Source organism: Azoarcus sp. CIB, assembly GCF_001190925.1.
GTDB lineage: Bacteria > Pseudomonadota > Gammaproteobacteria > Burkholderiales > Rhodocyclaceae > Aromatoleum.
Genome location: NZ_CP011072.1, coordinates 5,031,992 through 5,050,322, shown reverse-complemented (window position 1 = coordinate 5,050,322; position 18,331 = coordinate 5,031,992). Strand labels below are relative to the sequence as shown.

General features: G+C 64.3%; 18 protein-coding genes. All 18 read left to right on the top strand.

The features are described 5' to 3' along the window. Nucleotides 1–189: 189 nt before the first annotated feature. The 18 genes from mblB to AzCIB_RS25030 all read left to right on the top strand — a co-directional run bounded on the left by mblB (nt 190) and on the right by AzCIB_RS25030 (nt 18,149). The gene (mblB, locus tag AzCIB_RS22665) at nt 190–1,356 is read left to right on the top strand and encodes an anti-phage 6A-MBL system MBL-fold protein (RefSeq protein ID WP_050417972.1); all 1,167 of its coding nucleotides are present in this window, start codon (nt 190–192) and stop codon (nt 1,354–1,356) included. Beyond that, entirely contained in the window at nt 1,344–3,629 is a 2,286-nt protein-coding gene (cap2-3, locus tag AzCIB_RS22660; protein WP_050417971.1) for an anti-phage 6A-MBL system cap2_3 protein, read from the top strand. The genes mblB and cap2-3 overlap by 13 nt, the downstream gene beginning before the upstream one ends. Next, nucleotides 3,626–4,795: a patatin-like phospholipase family protein gene (locus AzCIB_RS22655; protein ID WP_050417970.1), complete on the top strand. Its 1,170-nt coding sequence runs from the start codon at nt 3,626–3,628 to the stop codon at nt 4,793–4,795. The genes cap2-3 and AzCIB_RS22655 overlap by 4 nt, the downstream gene beginning before the upstream one ends. Before the next feature lie 665 nt (nt 4,796–5,460). After that, entirely contained in the window at nt 5,461–6,117 is a 657-nt protein-coding gene (locus AzCIB_RS22645; RefSeq protein ID WP_050417968.1) for a hypothetical protein, read from the top strand. Between the two features lie 67 nt (nt 6,118–6,184). Beyond that, nucleotides 6,185–7,294, top strand: coding sequence for a DUF6094 domain-containing protein (locus AzCIB_RS22640; RefSeq protein ID WP_050417967.1), 1,110 nt, complete (start codon nt 6,185–6,187; stop codon nt 7,292–7,294). Between the two features lie 101 nt (nt 7,295–7,395). Continuing rightward, nucleotides 7,396–7,701, top strand: coding sequence for a hypothetical protein (locus AzCIB_RS22635; protein ID WP_050417966.1), 306 nt, complete (start codon nt 7,396–7,398; stop codon nt 7,699–7,701). 98 nt (nt 7,702–7,799) lie between these two features. Then, nucleotides 7,800–10,073, top strand: a complete 2,274-nt coding sequence (locus AzCIB_RS22630; protein WP_050417965.1) for a helicase-related protein — start codon at nt 7,800–7,802, stop codon at nt 10,071–10,073. A 165-nt stretch (nt 10,074–10,238) separates the two neighbouring features. Next, entirely contained in the window at nt 10,239–10,553 is a 315-nt protein-coding gene (locus AzCIB_RS22625; protein ID WP_050417964.1) for an integration host factor subunit beta, read from the top strand. A 502-nt stretch (nt 10,554–11,055) separates the two neighbouring features. Next, nucleotides 11,056–11,475, top strand: coding sequence for a PFGI-1 class ICE element type IV pilus protein PilL2 (gene pilL2 / locus AzCIB_RS22620; RefSeq protein ID WP_444541841.1), 420 nt, complete (start codon nt 11,056–11,058; stop codon nt 11,473–11,475). After that, nucleotides 11,472–12,131, top strand: a complete 660-nt coding sequence (locus AzCIB_RS22615) for a hypothetical protein (RefSeq protein WP_050417962.1) — start codon at nt 11,472–11,474, stop codon at nt 12,129–12,131. The genes pilL2 and AzCIB_RS22615 overlap by 4 nt, the downstream gene beginning before the upstream one ends. Nucleotides 12,132–12,140: 9 nt before the next feature. Beyond that, nucleotides 12,141–12,866: a TIGR03759 family integrating conjugative element protein gene (locus tag AzCIB_RS22610; protein ID WP_050417961.1), complete on the top strand. Its 726-nt coding sequence runs from the start codon at nt 12,141–12,143 to the stop codon at nt 12,864–12,866. After that, entirely contained in the window at nt 12,851–13,438 is a 588-nt protein-coding gene (locus AzCIB_RS22605) for a lysozyme family protein (protein WP_050417960.1), read from the top strand. Before AzCIB_RS22610 ends, AzCIB_RS22605 begins: the two co-directional genes overlap by 16 nt. Beyond that, nucleotides 13,435–13,971, top strand: coding sequence for an integrating conjugative element protein (locus AzCIB_RS22600; RefSeq protein WP_050417959.1), 537 nt, complete (start codon nt 13,435–13,437; stop codon nt 13,969–13,971). Before AzCIB_RS22605 ends, AzCIB_RS22600 begins: the two co-directional genes overlap by 4 nt. 24 nt (nt 13,972–13,995) lie before the next feature. Further along, nucleotides 13,996–16,152, top strand: coding sequence for a type IV conjugative transfer system coupling protein TraD (gene traD / locus AzCIB_RS22595; RefSeq protein ID WP_050417958.1), 2,157 nt, complete (start codon nt 13,996–13,998; stop codon nt 16,150–16,152). Beyond that, nucleotides 16,149–16,898: a TIGR03747 family integrating conjugative element membrane protein gene (locus AzCIB_RS22590; protein WP_050417957.1), complete on the top strand. Its 750-nt coding sequence runs from the start codon at nt 16,149–16,151 to the stop codon at nt 16,896–16,898. Before traD ends, AzCIB_RS22590 begins: the two co-directional genes overlap by 4 nt. 95 nt (nt 16,899–16,993) lie before the next feature. After that, the gene (locus tag AzCIB_RS22585) at nt 16,994–17,212 is read left to right on the top strand and encodes a hypothetical protein (protein WP_050417956.1); all 219 of its coding nucleotides are present in this window, start codon (nt 16,994–16,996) and stop codon (nt 17,210–17,212) included. Nucleotides 17,213–17,503: 291 nt separating this feature from the next. After that, complete coding sequence (locus tag AzCIB_RS22580; protein WP_198149586.1) at nt 17,504–17,962, top strand: transposase; 459 nt, start codon at nt 17,504–17,506, stop codon at nt 17,960–17,962. After that, complete coding sequence (locus tag AzCIB_RS25030) at nt 17,946–18,149, top strand: transposase (protein WP_198149585.1); 204 nt, start codon at nt 17,946–17,948, stop codon at nt 18,147–18,149. The genes AzCIB_RS22580 and AzCIB_RS25030 overlap by 17 nt, the downstream gene beginning before the upstream one ends. Nucleotides 18,150–18,331 lie beyond the last annotated feature (182 nt).

Sequence of the window (18,331 nt, the reverse complement as noted above, 5' to 3'; positions counted from 1 at the left end):
AGCGGACCATGCCCTGATGGGTGTGGCCCGCTCTCTTCCATGTGTGCTGACCTACAAGGTGAGATCAGAATTCAAGACGACCCGTGACGGCCGTTGCCGTAGTGTTCATCCTGCACGCATTGGTTTTGTTATGATATTTGCACTTAGGGCATATAAGGTAGCCTTACGTTGGAACATGGGGGGGACGAGATGTTCGACGAGAAGTGCGTATATTTTTGGCCGGTCGGCACGGGTGACAGCACGACGTTCGTGGTGCGTCCGAACGAGGTCGTGTTCCAGGTTGACCTCCGACACAGTCAGAAGTCGGAAGACGAGGAGACGGACTGCGCTCCGGTCATCGACTACCTTGAGGAACATCTGCCGAAGGTGGATGGAAAGCCCTACCTCTCGGCGTTCGCCATCACGCATCCTGACAAGGACCACATTCAAGGCTTCGAAGAACTGCTGGAGCGGGTGACGGTCGGCGAGCTGTGGTTTTCCCCGCGCATCTTCCGTGAACACGACGACGACCCCGACAGCCTCGGCGACGATGCGAAGGCGTTCCGCGACGAAGCGCACCGGCGCGTAACCGCCACGGTTGAGGCGGGTGGCGACCCTGGCGCTGGAAACCGGGTGCGTCTCGTCGGCTGGGACGATCTGCTCGATGAAGAACACTACCAGGGATTTCCGTCCGAGTTCTTTAGCGTGCCTGGCGACGTCGTGGAATCGCTCGATGGCGAAGACCTGACCGGCGAATTCCGCGCGTTCATCCACGGCCCCTTCAAGCAAGGCTCGGACGAGGATGTTGGGGACCGGAACGACACGAGCTTGGCTATGCAGGTCGTGCTCGGAGATGACCCTTCAGTGGGAGGGGTGCTGCTCTTCGGCGACCACAAATACCCCGTCATCCGGAAGATCTTGGATGTCACCAAGGAGCACGGGAAGGAGGAGAATCTGCGGTGGCAGGTGCTGCTCGCGCCTCACCATTGCAGCAAGTCCGTGATGTACCAGGACGAGGACGGCAAGGAGCTCCTTAAACAGGACATCCTCGACGACCTAGGGGCATATCAGGTCAGCGCGGGTTACGTCGTGGCCAGCGCGAATTGCATTCCCGCGTCGAACAAGGACGGGGACAACCCGCCTCATGCCAAAGCGAAGGCCCGTTATCAGGAGCTCGCGGCCGGCGGGTTCGTCTGCACGCACGACGATGGCGGGCATGCGGAACCGCTCAAGTTCACCGTGGACGGTTCAGACATCGACTACGCTGAGACGAAGAGCCAGGAAAAGGGAACGAGCGCCTTGTCGGCGGCGGTCAGCGCGGCCCGCGGAAGCGACGCGACGCCTTCGACCAAGGTAGGTTTTGGATGCCCGAACTGAGTCGAGGTCAGCAGCTCGCCCTTCTTCAACTCGCCGATATCGCCGACAACTCGAACGGTGCTCTGGAGGTTCTTGAATTAGCGGCCGAGTCGAAATCGGAGGGCTACGTCTGGGTCCACCTATCGCTCGAAACGAAGGACTACCGAACCAGAAACGGTCTCGCATTTCGAGACCGTGAGCGAATAAGCCTGCACGTTCATCCGGACTTCCCATTCAAGAAACCCGACATCTATTTCAAGCACACGCGGTTCATCGGAACGCCGCACGTTCAGTGGGGCAGTTCGATCTGCCTCTATCAATCGGGCGAGACGGAGTACGAGCCGTCCGATGGCATGTTCGGCTTCTTTGACCGGGTAGAGCAGTGGATGCGCGCGGCGGGAAAGGGCGAGCTGGACCCTGATGATGCGCCTCTGCATCCGCCCGTCGCCTACACCACGTCCTCGACCACGTTCGTCGTCAGAGCTGATACACCTGCCGGAATGGCGGACGACGGGATTTGGATCGGGCGTGCGGACTTGCGCAAAGTCAGGGGTGACCGCTTCGACCTCGTCGGGTGGACCAAGCTAGATGATTGGGGCGATACCGACCCTGGACATCCGATCGCTGCCGCCATCCTATTCGACAAGCCGCTCGCGACCGAATTTCCGACGAAGGTCAACGATCTCATCGAACTCGTCGAGAACGCGGGGCTGTCGTTCGGCTTGCTGTACTCCCTCCTGAGACTCTTCTCCCTGGTCGGCTCAGAGGAGGAGCCCGCATATTTCGTCCTTGGCGCTCCGATGCGGCGCAAGGCGGCCGGCGAGCCGCTTAAGCCGCACCTGACCGTTTGGGAAATTGGTCCGGACACGCTGAAGACGCTCCGCGCCATGGTGCGGAGCAAGGGGGAAGACGAAGCCGCGCGAGACGAGCTCGTCAAGTGGATGGTTAAGGCAGGCGTCAGGTGGTGCGACGTCCTCGAAGACCGGCCTGAGATCGTCAACCGGCGAGACGGCGGAACGCTGCTCGCTGCCCTCTCTGAGAAACGGGTCCTGCTCCTCGGTTGCGGAGCACTGGGGTCGGCGGTGGCCGAGATGGTTCTGCGCTCTGGCGCCGCCAAACTGCATCTCGTCGACTACGGCATAGTGAAGCCTGGAATCCTCGTCAGGCAGCGCTATGCGGACAGCGACATCGGCTCGGAAAAGGCCACCGCGCTGCAAGCGCATTTGCAGGCCATTGGCCTTGAATGCTTGGTCACTGTGGGCAAGGGTAACCTCGCCAATCAGGCGCTGTCCCGTTTCGACTTCAAGGAATGGGACTTGGTCATAGACGCCACGGCGTCAGCGAGCGCAACCCATCGCATCGAAGAGGAATTGAAGGCACAGAGCCTTCCGATTCCAATGCTGTCGATGTCGGTCAGTGCTGCGGCCGAAAACGGATCGGTGCTGGTGAAGATGCCTCAGTACCGTGGGGGTCCGCATCACATTGCGCGACAGGCCAAATTAGAGGCGTTAGCAAAGGATGCTGGCCATTCACTGGCGAAGGCGTTCTGGCCAGAGCGCGAGACGGTAACGGTGTTTCAGCCGGAGCCAGGCTGCTCGGCGCCGACGTTCATCGGCTCGGCGGCCGACATTGACCACCACGCAGCGGGCCTCTTGAACATCGGTCTGTCTCGCATCGAAAGCCTTGCGCCCGATGCGGCAAGTCTGGACCTCGTCGCCGCATCGTGGTTGCGGGCGGACGATAGTAAGCGGCGCCTGAGCTACACGTTCAAGGGCTACGCTCGTCATAGCGAGCAGAGGCACGGCTACGCTGTGCTGCGCTCGGATGTTGCCGCGCTCGATATGGCGTCAGAATTGAGGCGCATCGCACGCACGCGTTCCGACAGGGTCGAAACTGGCGGCCTCATCTTCGGTGAAGTTGACGACGCTCATCAGGTAATCTGGGTCGATAGTGTCAGCGGGCCGCCGCCGGATAGTACCGCGACTGAAATGCAGTTTCTGTGCGGGACTGCCGGCACGAAGGAACTGAACGCGTTCAAATCGGTGGCGAGTGGGAAGTCGAGCCGCTTCATCGGCATCTGGCATACGCACCCCATCAGTCGCGGCCGGCCGAGCCAAGACGACCTCAATGCGATGCTGGAGCTGCTCCACTTCCAGGAGTTTCCGCCGCGCCAGGTGGTCATGCTCATCGTAGGGTACGCCGCAACGAGGCGCGAAGAAAACTACTACCTCTACCGGCGCAACGAATTCGTCTTCATTGCGCGGCACGAGGAAGAGGATGGAGGGCAACAATGAGCTCCTCGAGAATCGGCTTGGCCCTCTCGGGTGGCGGATCTCGGGCCATCGCCTTTCACCTGGGTTGCCTGCGTGCGCTTCACGACCGCGGAATTCTCGACAAGGTCGCTGTGCTTTCGGGGGTCTCGGGCGGCAGTGTCATCGCGGCGCTCTATGCCTACAGCGATGAACCATTCGAAGCTTTTGCGCGTCGAGTCGAGGCGGCGCTCTCGCGCGGCATGGTGTGGGGAATTGCCCGCGAGACGCTCTTGTCGTTCGAACTGCCTAAGATTGTGGTCGCCACGATCCTCGCCGGCCCGGCTGCCGTTCTGGCGCGGACTCTCCAGCTCACGGGATGGTTGCTGAGCCTCGTAAAGCTACGGCCTAAGTGGCTAGTAACGATCGCCGAGCAGATCCTCGACTTTGCCCCACGGTTTGCGAGCTTCACGACGGCTTTCGAGCGCCACCTCGTTCGTTGCTACTTCGGCGACCGGCGCATGGATGCTGTCGGGCGCCGAGAGCTCTCGGTTGTCATCAATGCGGCCGAGCTCCGTACCGAGACGGCATTCCGCTATGGCTCCGTTGAGAGCGGATGTTGGCGGTTCGGCAGGCTGACCGATACCCCGCACGTCGCCACCGCGGTTGCCGCTTCCGCGGCATTCCCTGCATTCCTGCCCGCGCTCGATCACTACCTGACATTCACCAAGAACGGTGTCGAAACGAAGCATCGCGTCATCGTCACGGACGGGGGTGTTTACGACAATCTTGGTGTGTCCTGCATGCTACCTGGGCGCTCAAGCGAGTTCAGTACCAATGTGTTCCCGGTGGACTTCATCATTGCGTGTGATGCCGGCCAGGGGATGCCGTCTGGGGCGAGGCGGCCGACATTCTGGATGTCGCGGATGCTGGCGACGGTCATCACTATCCACCGGCGGACGCAGACGCTGACACAGAGTCTCCTCCACCGGATGGCGGCCAGCGGGGAGATTCAGGGGTTTCTCATGCCGTATCTCGGCCAGCGGGATAGCGCGCTGCCGGTCCGGCCTGCCGACCTGGTCAGTCGTGATCAGGTTATCGACTACCCGACGAATTTCAACCCAATGTCGAAGGGGAACATCGAAAAGCTCAGCAAGCGGGGCGAGCAGCTGACTCGCTGCCTTGTGGATACCTATGCGCCCGAACTTTGAGTGACGATGAGGGGGGCGCGGATCCGCGGGCCGGGAGGGCGAGCACGAACCCGAGGTCCGAAATGCGTGGACGCTGACCCTTGTCCAAGTGTCCCCGGCGGTCGCCAACTCGAACCAGAATGTTGTAAGTGCTGGCTACGACGGTCCCATTCCGATAACGCTCTGAGAGTCTCGGCGCTGACCAATCTTCTCTGCTGCTTTGGAGGCGGTGCGGTGTCTAGCTAGCGAGGACTCTGGCCCTGCTGAGCTACGCAAATAAGGAGAACCGGTACTCCCAAATGTCTGGAAGCAGCTCAGACTCGAAACGTCCGCATAGTGGTCGGACTCTGCTTTTATCCCTTCATACTCGTCGCATCTCGAACCCCACAGTCTGGAGTTAGGATTAGTCGGCAGGTCCCCCCACAGTAGGAACTACTCGGGCAAACAGGGGTGTGCAGCACAACGGTTTTTTGCGCCCGCCCGTCGGTCACCTGAAGCACTCTACTGCTATGTCCGTCGGCGATGCCGACAACATGCCGAGGTAGCCAAGACCTTCAAGGTTACGACGCGTTGCGACGCGCAGGTCGTTCTTCTTCGCCAAGCCGTTCCCGGCGCTTTCTTCCACCCCTTGGGGCAGCGACTGCCCCAAGGGCCGTGCTGTCTCCGATCTCTTCGAGGACAACACCATGCCTGCCACCCATTCTTCCAAGACGCTGTATCGCATCGACGAATGCCCCGACCTCATGGCCGACGGCTGCGTGGGTGACGAACACGGCAACCTAGTCTTCCTGTCCGTCTGGGCGCGCGACACCGCCGTCCAGGAGTTCCTGGCTCGCTTGACCCTCGGGCGCGACGAGCAGGGGCTGGACCAGTTCCACGTCGTCACCGAGCAGGGCGGCGCGCTTCCGGTCTTCGTCGGCAACGTCGACAACCTGGAGAAGCGCATCACCCGCGCTTACCGCCGTACGCTGTTCGGTGCGCTGACGAACGTGTGGCTGTTCGACCATCGCGCCGTGAGGCCTGACAAGGCCAACGCCAGCGCGCTGGCGCTTCTGCCGCGCGAGTCCGCACACCGGCTCGACCGGCTGTGGTCGTTGGTGCGGGATACCTGCCCGCTGCCGCTGCTCGATCACTGGCGCGACATCGTGCTGGAGTTGCTGCAGGCGCGGTCGATGCTGACCCGCCTTCCGCTCGCCCTCGGGCCACTGGAAGGCCATCGCCTCGCCATTGACGTACCGGCGCTGACCCTGGCGCTGGGCGGGCTGATCCGTAGCAACGTGCTCACCACAGAGGACTCCGGGTACCCGATCACCTCTGACCTATCGCTCGAAGCGGTGGCCTGAGGTCTTCGCACCGGACATGCCCACGCGCATGTCCGCTTCCCTTCATCGACATGCCAAGGAGATTCCCATGGCACTCATGTTCCCGCGGCTCGCCCGCAATTTCGTGAAGAACGGGTACTTCCCCACCGATGAACCCACACTCGAAAGAGCGCTCGCCGCACTGGCTCCCGCCGACGGCCCGATGTGCATCCTCGATCCCTGCGCCGGCGAAGGCGTGGCGATCGCCGAAGCCGCGCACGCCCTCGGGCGCGAGCAGGTCAAGGCCTTCGCCGTCGAGTACGACGCCGGGCGTGCGGCCCACGCACGCGGACTCGTCGATCGCTGTATCCACGGCGACCTAATGGACACGCTGATCTCACGCCAGACCTTTGGCCTGCTGTGGCTGAACCCGCCCTATGGCGACCTGAGTAAGGACGCCAACGGCAACATCGGCTACCAGGGCCAGGGCCGCGCCAGGCTGGAGAAACTGTTCTACCAGCGCGCGCTGCCGCTGCTGCAGTACGGCGGCGTGCTGATCTTCATCGTGCCGTCCTACGTGCTCGACGCCGAGCTGGTCGGATGGCTGATGCGCCACTTCGCCGACCTGCGCATCTACCGTGCGGTGGAGACGCAGTTCAAGCAGGTGGTGGTCTTCGGCCGCCGGGTTCGCCAGCGCGACCAGGCATCGGATTCGGTCAAAGCCGTGCGCGGCCTGCTGCTGCAGATCGGGCAGGGCGACGTCGAAGCCGAGGAGCTGCCGCGGGAATGGCCGTTCCTGCCCTACATGCTCCCCGCCAGCCCGGCCGAACCGGAGCACTTCTATCGCGTGACGATGGAACCCGAGCAGTTCGCCGACGAAGTCGACCGGCTGCAAGGACTCTGGCCGGCGCTCGATACGCACCTGGGTGCCGCACAGCAATCGCTGCGGCCACCGGCGCGGGCTTTGTCACACTGGCATCTCGCCCTGGCCTTGGCCGCGGGCGCGATCTCCGGCGTGGTGAGGTCCAGAACCGGGCGGGTGCTCGTCGTCAAAGGTGATACCCACAAGGAGAAAACTCTCCAGACGGAATACACCGAACGCGACGACGGCTCCGTGGCCGAGACGCGCATCCTCACCGACAAGTTCGTGCCGGTCATCCGCGCCTGGGACATGACGCCAGGCTCCCCGACGCGGGGCGAGGTGCTGACCATCCGCTGATCGTTGTTCCCTGACGGTTCGCCGTCGCTTTCATCCACCCACCGGGCTCATGTCGCCCCGATGGGGTGTCGTGGCCCCTTCTTCCAGAAGGAGATACCACCATGGCACTCGCAGTCCTCAACCTCACGTCACAAACACGTTTCTCGCCCGGTCAGGTTGTCATGACCATCGGCGTCGATGAACTGGTCCGGCAGGGCCGGCTCAACCCCGTGCCGTACCTGCGCCGCCATCTTCATGGCGACTGGGGCGACCTGAGCGACGACGATCGGCGGCTGAACGACGCCGCCCTGAAGTCCGGCGACGATCGTCTGTTCTCGTCCTACCAGGTCACGCCCGACCTGAAGCTCTGGATCATCACCGAATGGGATCGCAGCGTCACCACGCTGCTGTTGCCCAGCGAGTACTGATCCACCTCGACGGCCTTGCGCCGTTCCTTTCTTCCCACCCTGGGGCATGTCATCGCCCCGTGGGGGAGGTGCCTGCCCCTTCACCTTGGAGCATCACCATGTCCGTCGATCTTGAAACCGTTCCCGAAACCGCTGCACAGGGCGACCTGCTCGAAGCAGCGGCTTCTCCCCTCACGCTGAGCCTGCAGGACTTCGTTTCCGAGTTCGGCGACGAACTGCTGGATTCCCTCAACCGCGCCAATCCGCCGGTCTACACCGGCCAGCCACGGGCGCATCGGCAGATCGTTCTCGCAAGCCTCAAGCGCAAGCTGTTCCAGGCGCAGGCCGACGTGGTCCATGCGGTTTCCGAACTGTTGGTCGACCGCGGCGAACGTGCCGCGATCGTCAACGGCGAGATGGGATGCGGCAAGACGACCGTCGGCATCGCCACGGCTGCTGTGCTCAACGCCGAAGGCTACCGCCGTACCCTGGTGCTCTCGCCACCCCACCTGGTCTACAAGTGGCGGCGCGAAATCCAGGAGACGGTGGCCGGTGCCAAGGTCTGGGTGCTCAACGGCCCGGACACCCTGCTCAAGCTCATCAAGCTGCGCGAGCAGTTGGGTGTGCCGGCATGGGGTCAGGAGTTTTTCGTCCTGGGCCGCGTGCGGATGCGGATGGGGTTCCACTGGAAACCCGTCTTCACCCGGCATCGCACCCGCCACGGCGACGTGGCGGCGTGCCCGGACTGCGGCCATGTCATCACCGACCTCGACGGCGAGCCGGTCAACCCGGTCGAGCTGGAAGCCGAGGAGTACCGCAGGAAGTGCAGCCACTGCGCCGCACCGCTGTGGACGCTGATCCGCCCGAGGAGCCTGTCCGCCGGTGACCAGTCCTCCGCCGTGCTCAAGGCCCTGAAGCGCATCCCGACCATTGGGGAAGTCACCGCGCAGAAGCTGATGCAGAAGTTCGGTGACGCCTTCCTGGCCTCGATGCTGGGCGACAACATCCACGAGTTCATCAACCTGATGGACGACCGGGGTGAGCTGGTCTTCTCGGATCGTCAGGCGCACCGCATGGAGCGCGCGATGGCGAACATGGAGTTTGGCTTCGGCGAGGGCGGCTACCAGCCGTCCGAGTACATCAAACGCTACCTGCCGCAAGGCACGTTCGACCTGCTCATCGCCGACGAGGCGCACGAGTACAAGAACGGCGGAAGCGCCCAGGGCCAGGCCATGGGCGTGCTCGCGGCAAAGTCGCGCAAGACCTTGCTACTCACCGGCACGCTGATGGGCGGCTACGGCGACGACCTGTTCCACCTGCTGTTCCGAGCCCTGCCGGGGCGGATAATCGAAGACGGCTACCGGCCGACGAAGAGCGGCAGCATGACCTCGGCTGCGATGGCATTTATGCGCGATCACGGTGTCCTCAAGGACATCTATTCCGAGAGCACGGGTACGGCGCACAAGACGGCCAAGGGCACCAAGGTATCGGTGCGCACGGTCAAGGCGCCGGGCTTCGGTCCGAAGGGCGTGCTGCGTTGCGTCCTGCCGTTCACCGTCTTCCTCAAGCTCAAGGACATCGGTGGCAACGTGTTGCCGCCCTACGACGAGGAGTTCCGCGAAGTCGCGATGGATACGGCGCAGGCCGCAGCCTACCGCGATCTGGCGGGTCGCCTGACCCAGGAGCTGAAGCAGGCCCTGGCCAAACGCGACACGACACTGCTCGGCGTGGTCCTCAACGTGCTGCTGGCCTGGCCGGATTGCTGCTTCCGGTCGGAAACCGTGGTGCATCCGCGCACGCGCCACACCCTGGCCTTCGTCCCGGCTCAGTTCAACGAGCTGGAGGTGATGCCCAAGGAGCGCGAGCTGATCGAGATCTGCAAGCAGGAGAAGGCAGCGGGTCGCAAGACCCTCGTCTATTCCGTCTACACGGGCACACGCGATACCACGTCGCGCCTGAAGGTGCTGCTGGAGCAGGAAGGTTTCAAGGTGGCGGTGCTGCGCGCAAGCGTGGATGCCTCCCGCCGCGAGGACTGGATCGCCGAGCAGTTGGACCGCGGCATCGACGTGCTCATCACCAATCCCGAGCTGGTCAAAACCGGCCTGGACCTGTTGGAGTTCCCGACCATCGTGTTCATGCAGTCGGGCTACAACGTGTATTCGCTGCAGCAGGCCGCGCGGCGCTCATGGCGCATCGGCCAGAAGCAGCCGGTGCGCGTGATCTACCTCGGCTACGCCAACTCCTCGCAGATGACCTGCCTGGGGCTGATGGCCAAGAAGATCATGGTCTCGCAAAGCACCTCGGGCGACGTGCCCGAGTCGGGCTTGGATGTCCTCAACCAGGACGGTGACTCCGTCGAAGTCGCGCTCGCCAGGCAACTGGTTGCGGCGTGATTTTCTGACACGTGCCGGCGGCCCAGTGGGTCGCCGTATTTTTCTCCCGTGCCCCATCGTAAAGATGGAGCCATGGCCAATCGCCCCCACGTGTTCCGGGGTCGGTCCCAAGCACGGTATTTTGCTCGAGCGTGAAGTTGCTGTTTCGATTGATATAATCGGCGGATGACGAAATCAGAACTCATCGACCGTCTCGCACAGCGCTTCCCGCAGTTTGTCGCACGGGATGCGGAAGAGGCGGTGAAGGTGATCTTCGGCGCCATGACCGATGCGCTCACCCATGGCGGCCGAATCGAGATTCGCGGCTTCGGCAGCTTTTCGCTGAACTACCGGCCGCCACGCGTAGGCCGCAACCCGAAGTCCGGCGAGACGGTGCATGTCCCCGGGAAATACGTGCCGCATTTCAAGTCGGGCAAGGAGTTGCGGGACCGAGTGGATGTTGCCCCCGTGCCGGCAGCCGTCCGCAAGAAAGCCGCCTGAACGGGACTGCCGGCATCGGTAGCGCAACGGGCCGACGACGCGGTACATTGCGACTGCCCGAGTGTGCGGAGCAAGAAAGCTCAGGTATCCCCCTCAGGTATCCCCAAAACGCCCCGAGCGCACGCGTACCCGAACGTGGCCCTTCGGTTTTCCACAAAAACTGTGGATAACCCTCTCGATAACTCGATCACCACCCGGCGTTCAGGCATCTGGACGCTGTGACGCTTTATTGACCAGCGGGCAGACCGTTCCCCCAGGAATCGGCAAGGCGGCGATTCCCATTGTTTGCTGATGCAGCATCCCAGGATGGCGATGGTATCGGCTCCACATCGCAGAGAGCCGATCCATGCCATCAGCCCGCCCGTATTGCCGGACAGCCTGCGGTTGCCTGGCGCTGACCGCCTCCCTGGTGGCCGGCTGCGCGACGACCGCGCCGTCTTCCCCGCCAGCCGCTTCATCCCGGGCAGTCGAACCTGCAAGCTCACCGCCGCAATACATCCCAGTGGTCCGCTACGGCCGCTACACCCTGGTCGAACTCAAGCCGACGGAGGCCCAGCGGGATCTGCTGCTGCAGGTGATCGACGTGACCCTGCCCGACACCCTGCACGCGACGGTCGGCGACGCGCTGCGCCACGTGCTGCAACGCTCGGGCTTCCAACTCTGCAGCGGCCCCGAAACCGATGCCATCGATGCCCTTCCGCTGCCGGCGGCGCACTACCGGCTCGGGCCGATGGTGTTGCGCGATGCCCTGCTGACCCTCACCGGTCCGGCCTGGAACCTGCACGCCGACGAGGCTGCGCGCGTGGTGTGTTTCACGCCGGTCGCAATGCCTGCCGAGCCGGTCAGGCCACTACCTTCTCCCGCTGGAGATGCCGACACCCCGGCCGAGACATTCCCGCTTAGCGAGGAGGCGCAGCCATGACAAGGATACCGTACACCGAACGGTCGCGTCGCACCACCCTGCTGCACGTGGCCGCGGCCACCTGGCTGCTACTCATCAGCGTCGCAGTCGTGATCGACCACGTCGTCCTGTCGACACTGACCGAAGAGGCCGAAGAGGCCGAAGACCGCGTGCCTGGCATGCAGATCGCCGTATTGGAAGCGCGACTGGCCGAACTCGCCCGGGAACTCGAGCAGCACCGCAAAGGGCCGGCTGCACTGCCCTTGGTACGTTACGAATCCGAGCGCCTGGTGCTGGATCAACGGCTAGCAGCGCTCGAACAGGCACTCGACGATCTGCCAACCACCGATCTGCAGTCCTTGCAGACCCGCATCGAACGGGTGGAAGTACGCCTTGCCACCGTCCGGTCGGCACCGATGGCCGCTTCCCGTCCCCCCGTATTCGCGCCGGCAAAGCCCCGGCCCATTGAGCCCGCGTTCCGGGTGATCGGCGTCGAGTTGCGTGCGGGCGAACGCTTCCTGTCGATCCTGCCTGCTGATGCGGCTGCGCTCGCACCGGCCCGTCTGCTGCGAGCTGGTGAAACCGAGGCCGGCTGGCAGCTCGAAGTGATCGAGCACGGCATCGCCGTCTTCCGACACGGCGACGAGGTCCGCCGCCTGACCGTACCCGAGCGATAGGAGGGGCAAGTGAAGCAGTACGGGACCGTCACCCTCTTGACCGTCGCGCTTCTCACTGGCTCGACCCCGGTCGCGGTTGCCCAGCACACCGCCACGTCGGACACCGTCCCCGGCCGCGAGCGGCCGGTGGTGACCGTCCATAGTGACGAGCTGTTGGGCCGCGACTGGGGGCTGAGTGCCGAAGACTGGGCGCGCTACCGGGAGCTGATGCAGGGACCACTCGGCGTCTATTCCCCCAACCTCGACCCGCTCACGGCCCTGGGCATCGAGGCGCGCAGCGACGAGGAGCGCAACCGCTACGCGGAGCTGCAGGTGCAGGCCGAGTCGCGGCGCGTGAACAAGACGCTGGCCTACCAGCGGGCCTACGACGCGGCCTGGAAGCGACTCTATCCGGGCCAGTTGCGCGTCAACCTGCAGGGCGCACAGGTGCCCAGCGCCGGGAACAAGGGCTCGGGCCGCCTGGCCGTCTTCGTCAAGGCCGACTGCGCGCCGTGCGACCAGCGCGTGCGCCAGTTGCAGGCGGCGGGCACGGCCTTCGATATCTACATGGTCGGCAGCCGCCAGGACGATGCGCGCATTCGCCAGTGGGCGACCCTGGCCGGCATCGACCCGGCCCGGGTGCGCGCACGCACGATCACGCTCAACCACGATGCCGGGCGCTGGCTGTCCCTCGGCATGCCCGGCGAGTTGCCGGCCGTGGTGCGCGAGGTGAACGGCCAATGGCAGCGGCAGTAAGCCGGCCATCCGCGTTGCGCGCCGCGCTCTTGCTCGGCGCCTGCGTCTGGGCATCGGCTGCTTCCGCGCAGGAAGTGCCACCGCCGGCCTACCAGATCGCCGCGCAGCAAGCGGGCGTGCCGTCGCCAGTGCTGTACGCGGTGGCCTTGCAGGAGAGCGGCACCCGGCTGCGCGGCCGCCTGATTCCCTGGCCGTGGACGCTCAATGTCGCCGGCAGGCCCGAGCGCTACGCCACGCGGGCCCAGACCTGCGCCGGCCTGCGCAGGGCGCTCGCCCACACCCCGGCCAGCCGGATCGACGCCGGCCTCGGGCAGGTCAATCTCGGCTACCAGGCGCACCGCTACAGCCATCCCTGCGAGCTGCTCGACCCATACCGGAATCTCGCGATCGCCGCTGAAATCCTCAAGGAGCAGTACGTCGAGGGCGAGGACTGGCTGGCAGCCATCGGGCGCTACCACCGTCCTGCCGGCGGCGCACCGGCCGCCCGCTACCGCCGCAACGTCCACCAGCACCTCGTCCGCGTGCTGGGGCCGGGCACGACTCTTTTCACCACCAAAGCGACCACGCCATGAACCGCATGCTCGTCACCACTGCCCTGGGGCTGTTCACTGCTGCCACCGCCACGGCGCAATCGACTACCGAACGGCTGATCGTCGTCGAGGACCGCGGCGGCGCTTCTGCGCTGCCGTACTACCAAGCATTGAATCCGCAGGATGCGGGCCCGGACGAGTCGTCCGCGCCGCTGCCGGCACCCCGCATCGGCAGCCCGGCCGAAGTCGAGGCCGCCATGCTGCCGGTGCGCTCGGCACGGCTGTCGCCGGGCGATGAACCGCGCCGCGTCGTCCGCGCTCCGGGCCTGACGCCGCTGTTCCTGGTCGGCGACGACGACCGCTCGCGCACTTGGCTCAAGCAGCGGCGGACGGCGCTGCAGGAACTGGGCGCGGTGGGGCAGGTAGTCAATGTGACCTCGCCCGAGGCACTGGCCGCGCTGCGCCGCCTCGCGCCGGGCCTTACGCTGTCGCCAGCCTCGGGCGACGACTTGGCCCAGCGGCTGGGCATCCGTCACTACCCGGTGCTGATCACCTCCACCGGCATCGAACCCTGAAGTGGCTAAGGTGAAGCGCCCGCCATGGCTCAGTCCCAGACCGTCGAGGTGTTGCTGCGGCCAGCGGTGGAGCTGTACACCGTCGCGGTTTGTGCCGGCGCCGCGCTTTTGTGCCTGGTGGCGCCGTGGTCGCTCGCGTTGAGCCCCTTGCTGGGCCTCGGTAGCGCGCTGGCGTTCCTCACCTTCGGCGTGATCCGCCTGCGCGATGCCTGGGCCATCTTGCGCTATCGGCGCAACATCCGCCGCCTGCCGCGCTACGTGATGACCAGCCGCGACGTTCCGGTGAGCCAACAGCGGTTGTTCATCGGCCGGGGTTTTCGGTGGGATCAGCGCCATACGCACCGACTCATGCAAACCTACCGGCCGGAGTTCCGCCGCTACGTGGAGCCGACGGCAATCTATCGGGCGGCGCGGCGAATCGAGGAACGGCTGGAGTTCGCGCCGTTCCCGATCTCGAAGCTGGCGAAGACATTGGCCTGGGACAGCCCGCTCAATCCGACACGGCCCCTGCCGCCTGTTGGCGGACTGCCACGCCTGCACGGCATCGAGCCGCACGAGGTCGACGTCACCTTGCCGCTGGGCGAACGGGTCGGGCATTCGCTGGTGCTGGGCACCACGAGGGTGGGCAAGACTCGCCTGGCCGAGCTGTTCATTACCCAGGACATCCGGCGCAAGGTCAATGGCCAGCACGAGGTCGTGATTGTCTTCGACCCCAAGGGCGACGCCGACCTGCTCAAGCGCATGTACGTGGAGGCCAGGCGTGCCGGACGCGAGGGCGAGTTCTACGTCTTCCATCTGGGCTGGCCGGACATCTCGGCGCGCTACAACGCCGTGGGGCGCTTCGGCCGCATCTCCGAGGTCGCCACCCGTATCGCGGGCCAGCTCTCGGGCGAGGGCAACAGCGCCGCGTTCCGCGAGTTTGCCTGGCGCTTCGTCAACATCATCGCGCGTGCCTTGGTGGAACTGGGGCAGCGCCCCGACTACCTGCTGATCCAGCGTCACGTCATCAACATCGATGCGCTATTCATCGAGTACGCCCAGCACTACTTCGAGAAGAACGAACCGAAGGCCTGGGAGGTCATCGTCCAGCTCGAAGCGCGGTTGAACGACAAGAACATTCCGCGCAACATGATCGGCCGCGAGAAGCGCGTCGTGGCACTGGAGCAGTACCTCTCCCAAGTGCGCATCTACGACCCCGTGCTCGATGGCCTGCGCAGCGCGGTGCGCTATGACCGCACCTACTTCGACAAGATCGTCGCGAGCCTGCTGCCGCTGCTGGAGAAGCTCACCACCGGCAAGATCGCGCAACTGCTCGCCCCGAACTACTCGGATCTCGAAGACCCGCGGCCGATCTTCGACTGGATGCAGATCATCCGCAAGCGCGCGGTGGTTTACGTGGGACTGGATGCGCTGTCCGACGCCGAAGTCGCGGCGGCGGTGGGCAACTCGATGTTCAGCGATCTGGTCTCGGTCGCCGGCCACATCTACAAGTTCGGCATCGACGATGGGCTGCCCGGCGCCGCAGTGAGCGCCAAGATTCCGATCAACGTCCATGCCGACGAATTCAATGAACTCATGGGCGACGAGTTCATTCCGATGGTCAACAAGGGCGGCGGTGCCGGCGTGCAGGTGACGGCTTACACGCAGACCTTGAGCGACATCGAGGCGCGCATCGGCAACCGCGCCAAGGCCGGCCAGGTGGTTGGCAACTTCAACAACCTGTTCATGCTGCGTGTGCGCGAGACCGCCACCGCCGAGCTGCTGACGCGACAACTGCCCAAGGTCGAGGTGTACGCTACGGCACTGATGAGCGGCGCCACCGACAGCTCCGATCCGCACGGCAATACCGCGTTCACGTCCAACACGCAGGACCGAATCAGCAGCAACAGCGTGCCGCTGATCGAGCCAGCGCATGTGGTGGGCCTGCCCAAGGGGCAGTGCTTCGCGCTGATCGAGGGCGGAAACCTCTGGAAAGTCCGCATGCCGCTGCCGGCGCCCGACCCCGACGAGGTAATGCCAAAGGATCTGCAGGAGCTGGCCGGCTACATGCGGCAGCATTACGTCGAGGCCGGCGACTGGTGGGAAAGCCAGGGCATCTCAGGCCCGCAGGACAAGGCGCTGCCAGATGACCTGCTGGACGACTTCAGGCAGATGGCCGCCGCTGAAGAGGCCGAAGCATGAGCGATCCGGCCGTCGCGGCACAGCGCCAGCAGCAACGACAGCAGGGGCTGATCGCCGGCCTGGTCACGCTGCCGTTCCGCTTCTTCGGCGTGCTGTGCGGCGCGCTGCTGCTGTGCATCCTGATCGAGTGCGTCGGCATGCACTTCTTCTGGCCCGATCAGGGCTGGCGCCACGCACAGGGCATGCTGCACTACGAGTTGGATCAGCTCTCCACGCATTTCACGCGCAGCGCGCTGGTGGATGAGCCGGGGCGCACCGCGCACCGGCTGGTCGAGCAGGGCTACGACTGGCTGTTCGTGAAGAGCGGATTGCTCGATTGGATACGCGACGCCTCGGCCCAGGCCAGTGCTCCTAGCCGGAGCAGCGGCCGCGACTTCCGCTACTACCTCAGCCGGGCCTACGTCTGGACCGAGGGCTACTTGATCGCTGCCGCCTTCACCACGCTGACCTTCATCCTCCGGCTGCTGGTCCTTGTGCTGACGCTGCCGCTGCTCTTGCTCGCGGCTTTCGTCGGCCTGGTCGAAGGGCTGGTGCGGCGCGACATCCGCAAGTTCGGTGCTGGGCGGGAATCCGGCTTTGTCTATCACCGAGCGAAGGCTGCGCTGATGCCGCTGGCCGTGCTGCCGTGGGTGGTCTACCTCGCTCTGCCGGTGAGCGTGAATCCGCTGCCGATCTTGCTGCCCAGCGCTGCGCTGCTCAGCGTGGCCGTGTGCATCGCGGCGGCAACGTTCAAGAAGTACCTATAGATCATATATAGTACTCATGCCTTGTATCGGCGGAGGGCATCCTTGGGCTAATATCACCCAGATTCAAGACTAGCTTCCGCTCAGGTGGGTACTTCATGAAGATTCATTTCCGTACGAAAAAAGTACAGAAAATGGGAAGGATTGCCCTCACCGAAGCGTTGCTGCGCAATGCCGGCATCCAGGAGGGCGATTCAGTGGATTTGTACTTCGACGCCACTACCAAGGCCATCATTATCGAGCGCACGCCATCAGACGAAGCGGCTGAGGCTTCCCTCAGCGCAAAGCGCACCAAGAACAGGACCAAAACACCATGACCACCGCCGATCGCTACGCCCTGCGCGGGTTCCCTCCGCGCACGCTGACAGACCGATCAGCGGAACAAAAAAAACCGGTCCGTTGGGCTTCACTGAAAAGCAGTTCGTACAATGACGCGTGGCTAAAGCCCCTGGGTAAAATTTAACGCGCACGGGGGTAATTTTGGATGCGCGCCGACACGTGTGCCGTGGCGCATGTAGTCGTGCGTTGAGGCTGTAGAAAAACCCACTCCCGCCGCGCGGTACATGATGCCTCTGGGATAATTGCTCATCCTCTCCCGGAGCTGACCGATGCCCCGCTTCAAGACACCCGACTACGGGCTGAAGATGATCCCGGTGGACTTCGACCGGCAAGTCATTCCGGGCAGCTTCGAGCACGCGCTGTGTCATCTGGTGGATCACGAGCTCGATCTGGCGGGGCTGGCGGCACGCTACCGCAACGACGCCGCCGGCGCCCCGGCCTTCTCCCCCGCGGTGCTTCTCAAGATCGTTCTGCTCGGCTACTCGCGCGGGTTGGTGAGCTCGCGCGCGATCGCCGCGGCCTGCCGCCACAACGTGCTCTTCATGGCGGTGTCGGGAGACAGCGCCCCGCATTTCACGACCATCGCCGCCTTCATCGCCGAGCTGGGCGACGAGGTCGCCAGGGTCTTCACCCAAGTACTGATGATCTGCGATCGCCAAGGGCTCATCGGGCGGGAGCTCTTCGCCATCGACGGGGTGAAGTTCCCCGCGAATGCGAGCAAGACGTAGAGCGGCACCCGCACGGACTTCGAACGCGAGGCGGGCAAAATGGAAGCAGCCGTCAAGCGCGCTGAGAAACAACAAGCGCCTGCACCGGTTCACGCTGCGCGGGCGCTCCCGCGTCGACGGGCAATGGAAGCTTTACTGTCTGGTGCACAACATCGAGAAACTGGCGCACCACGGGTATGCGCAATGAGGGAATCAGATGAGGCCCCCGTCAGCGGATTCCATCAGGGCCAGCAGGCTTACAGCTTGCACAGACAGGCCGGATATAAGACTGCATCCTTACCTTGACTGCCAGGCGCAAGAATCACTTGTCACTCTGGGAGGCGTCCATATAAGAGGTTCCTAGCAGCCTGTCGGACTATCGCCCGGTAA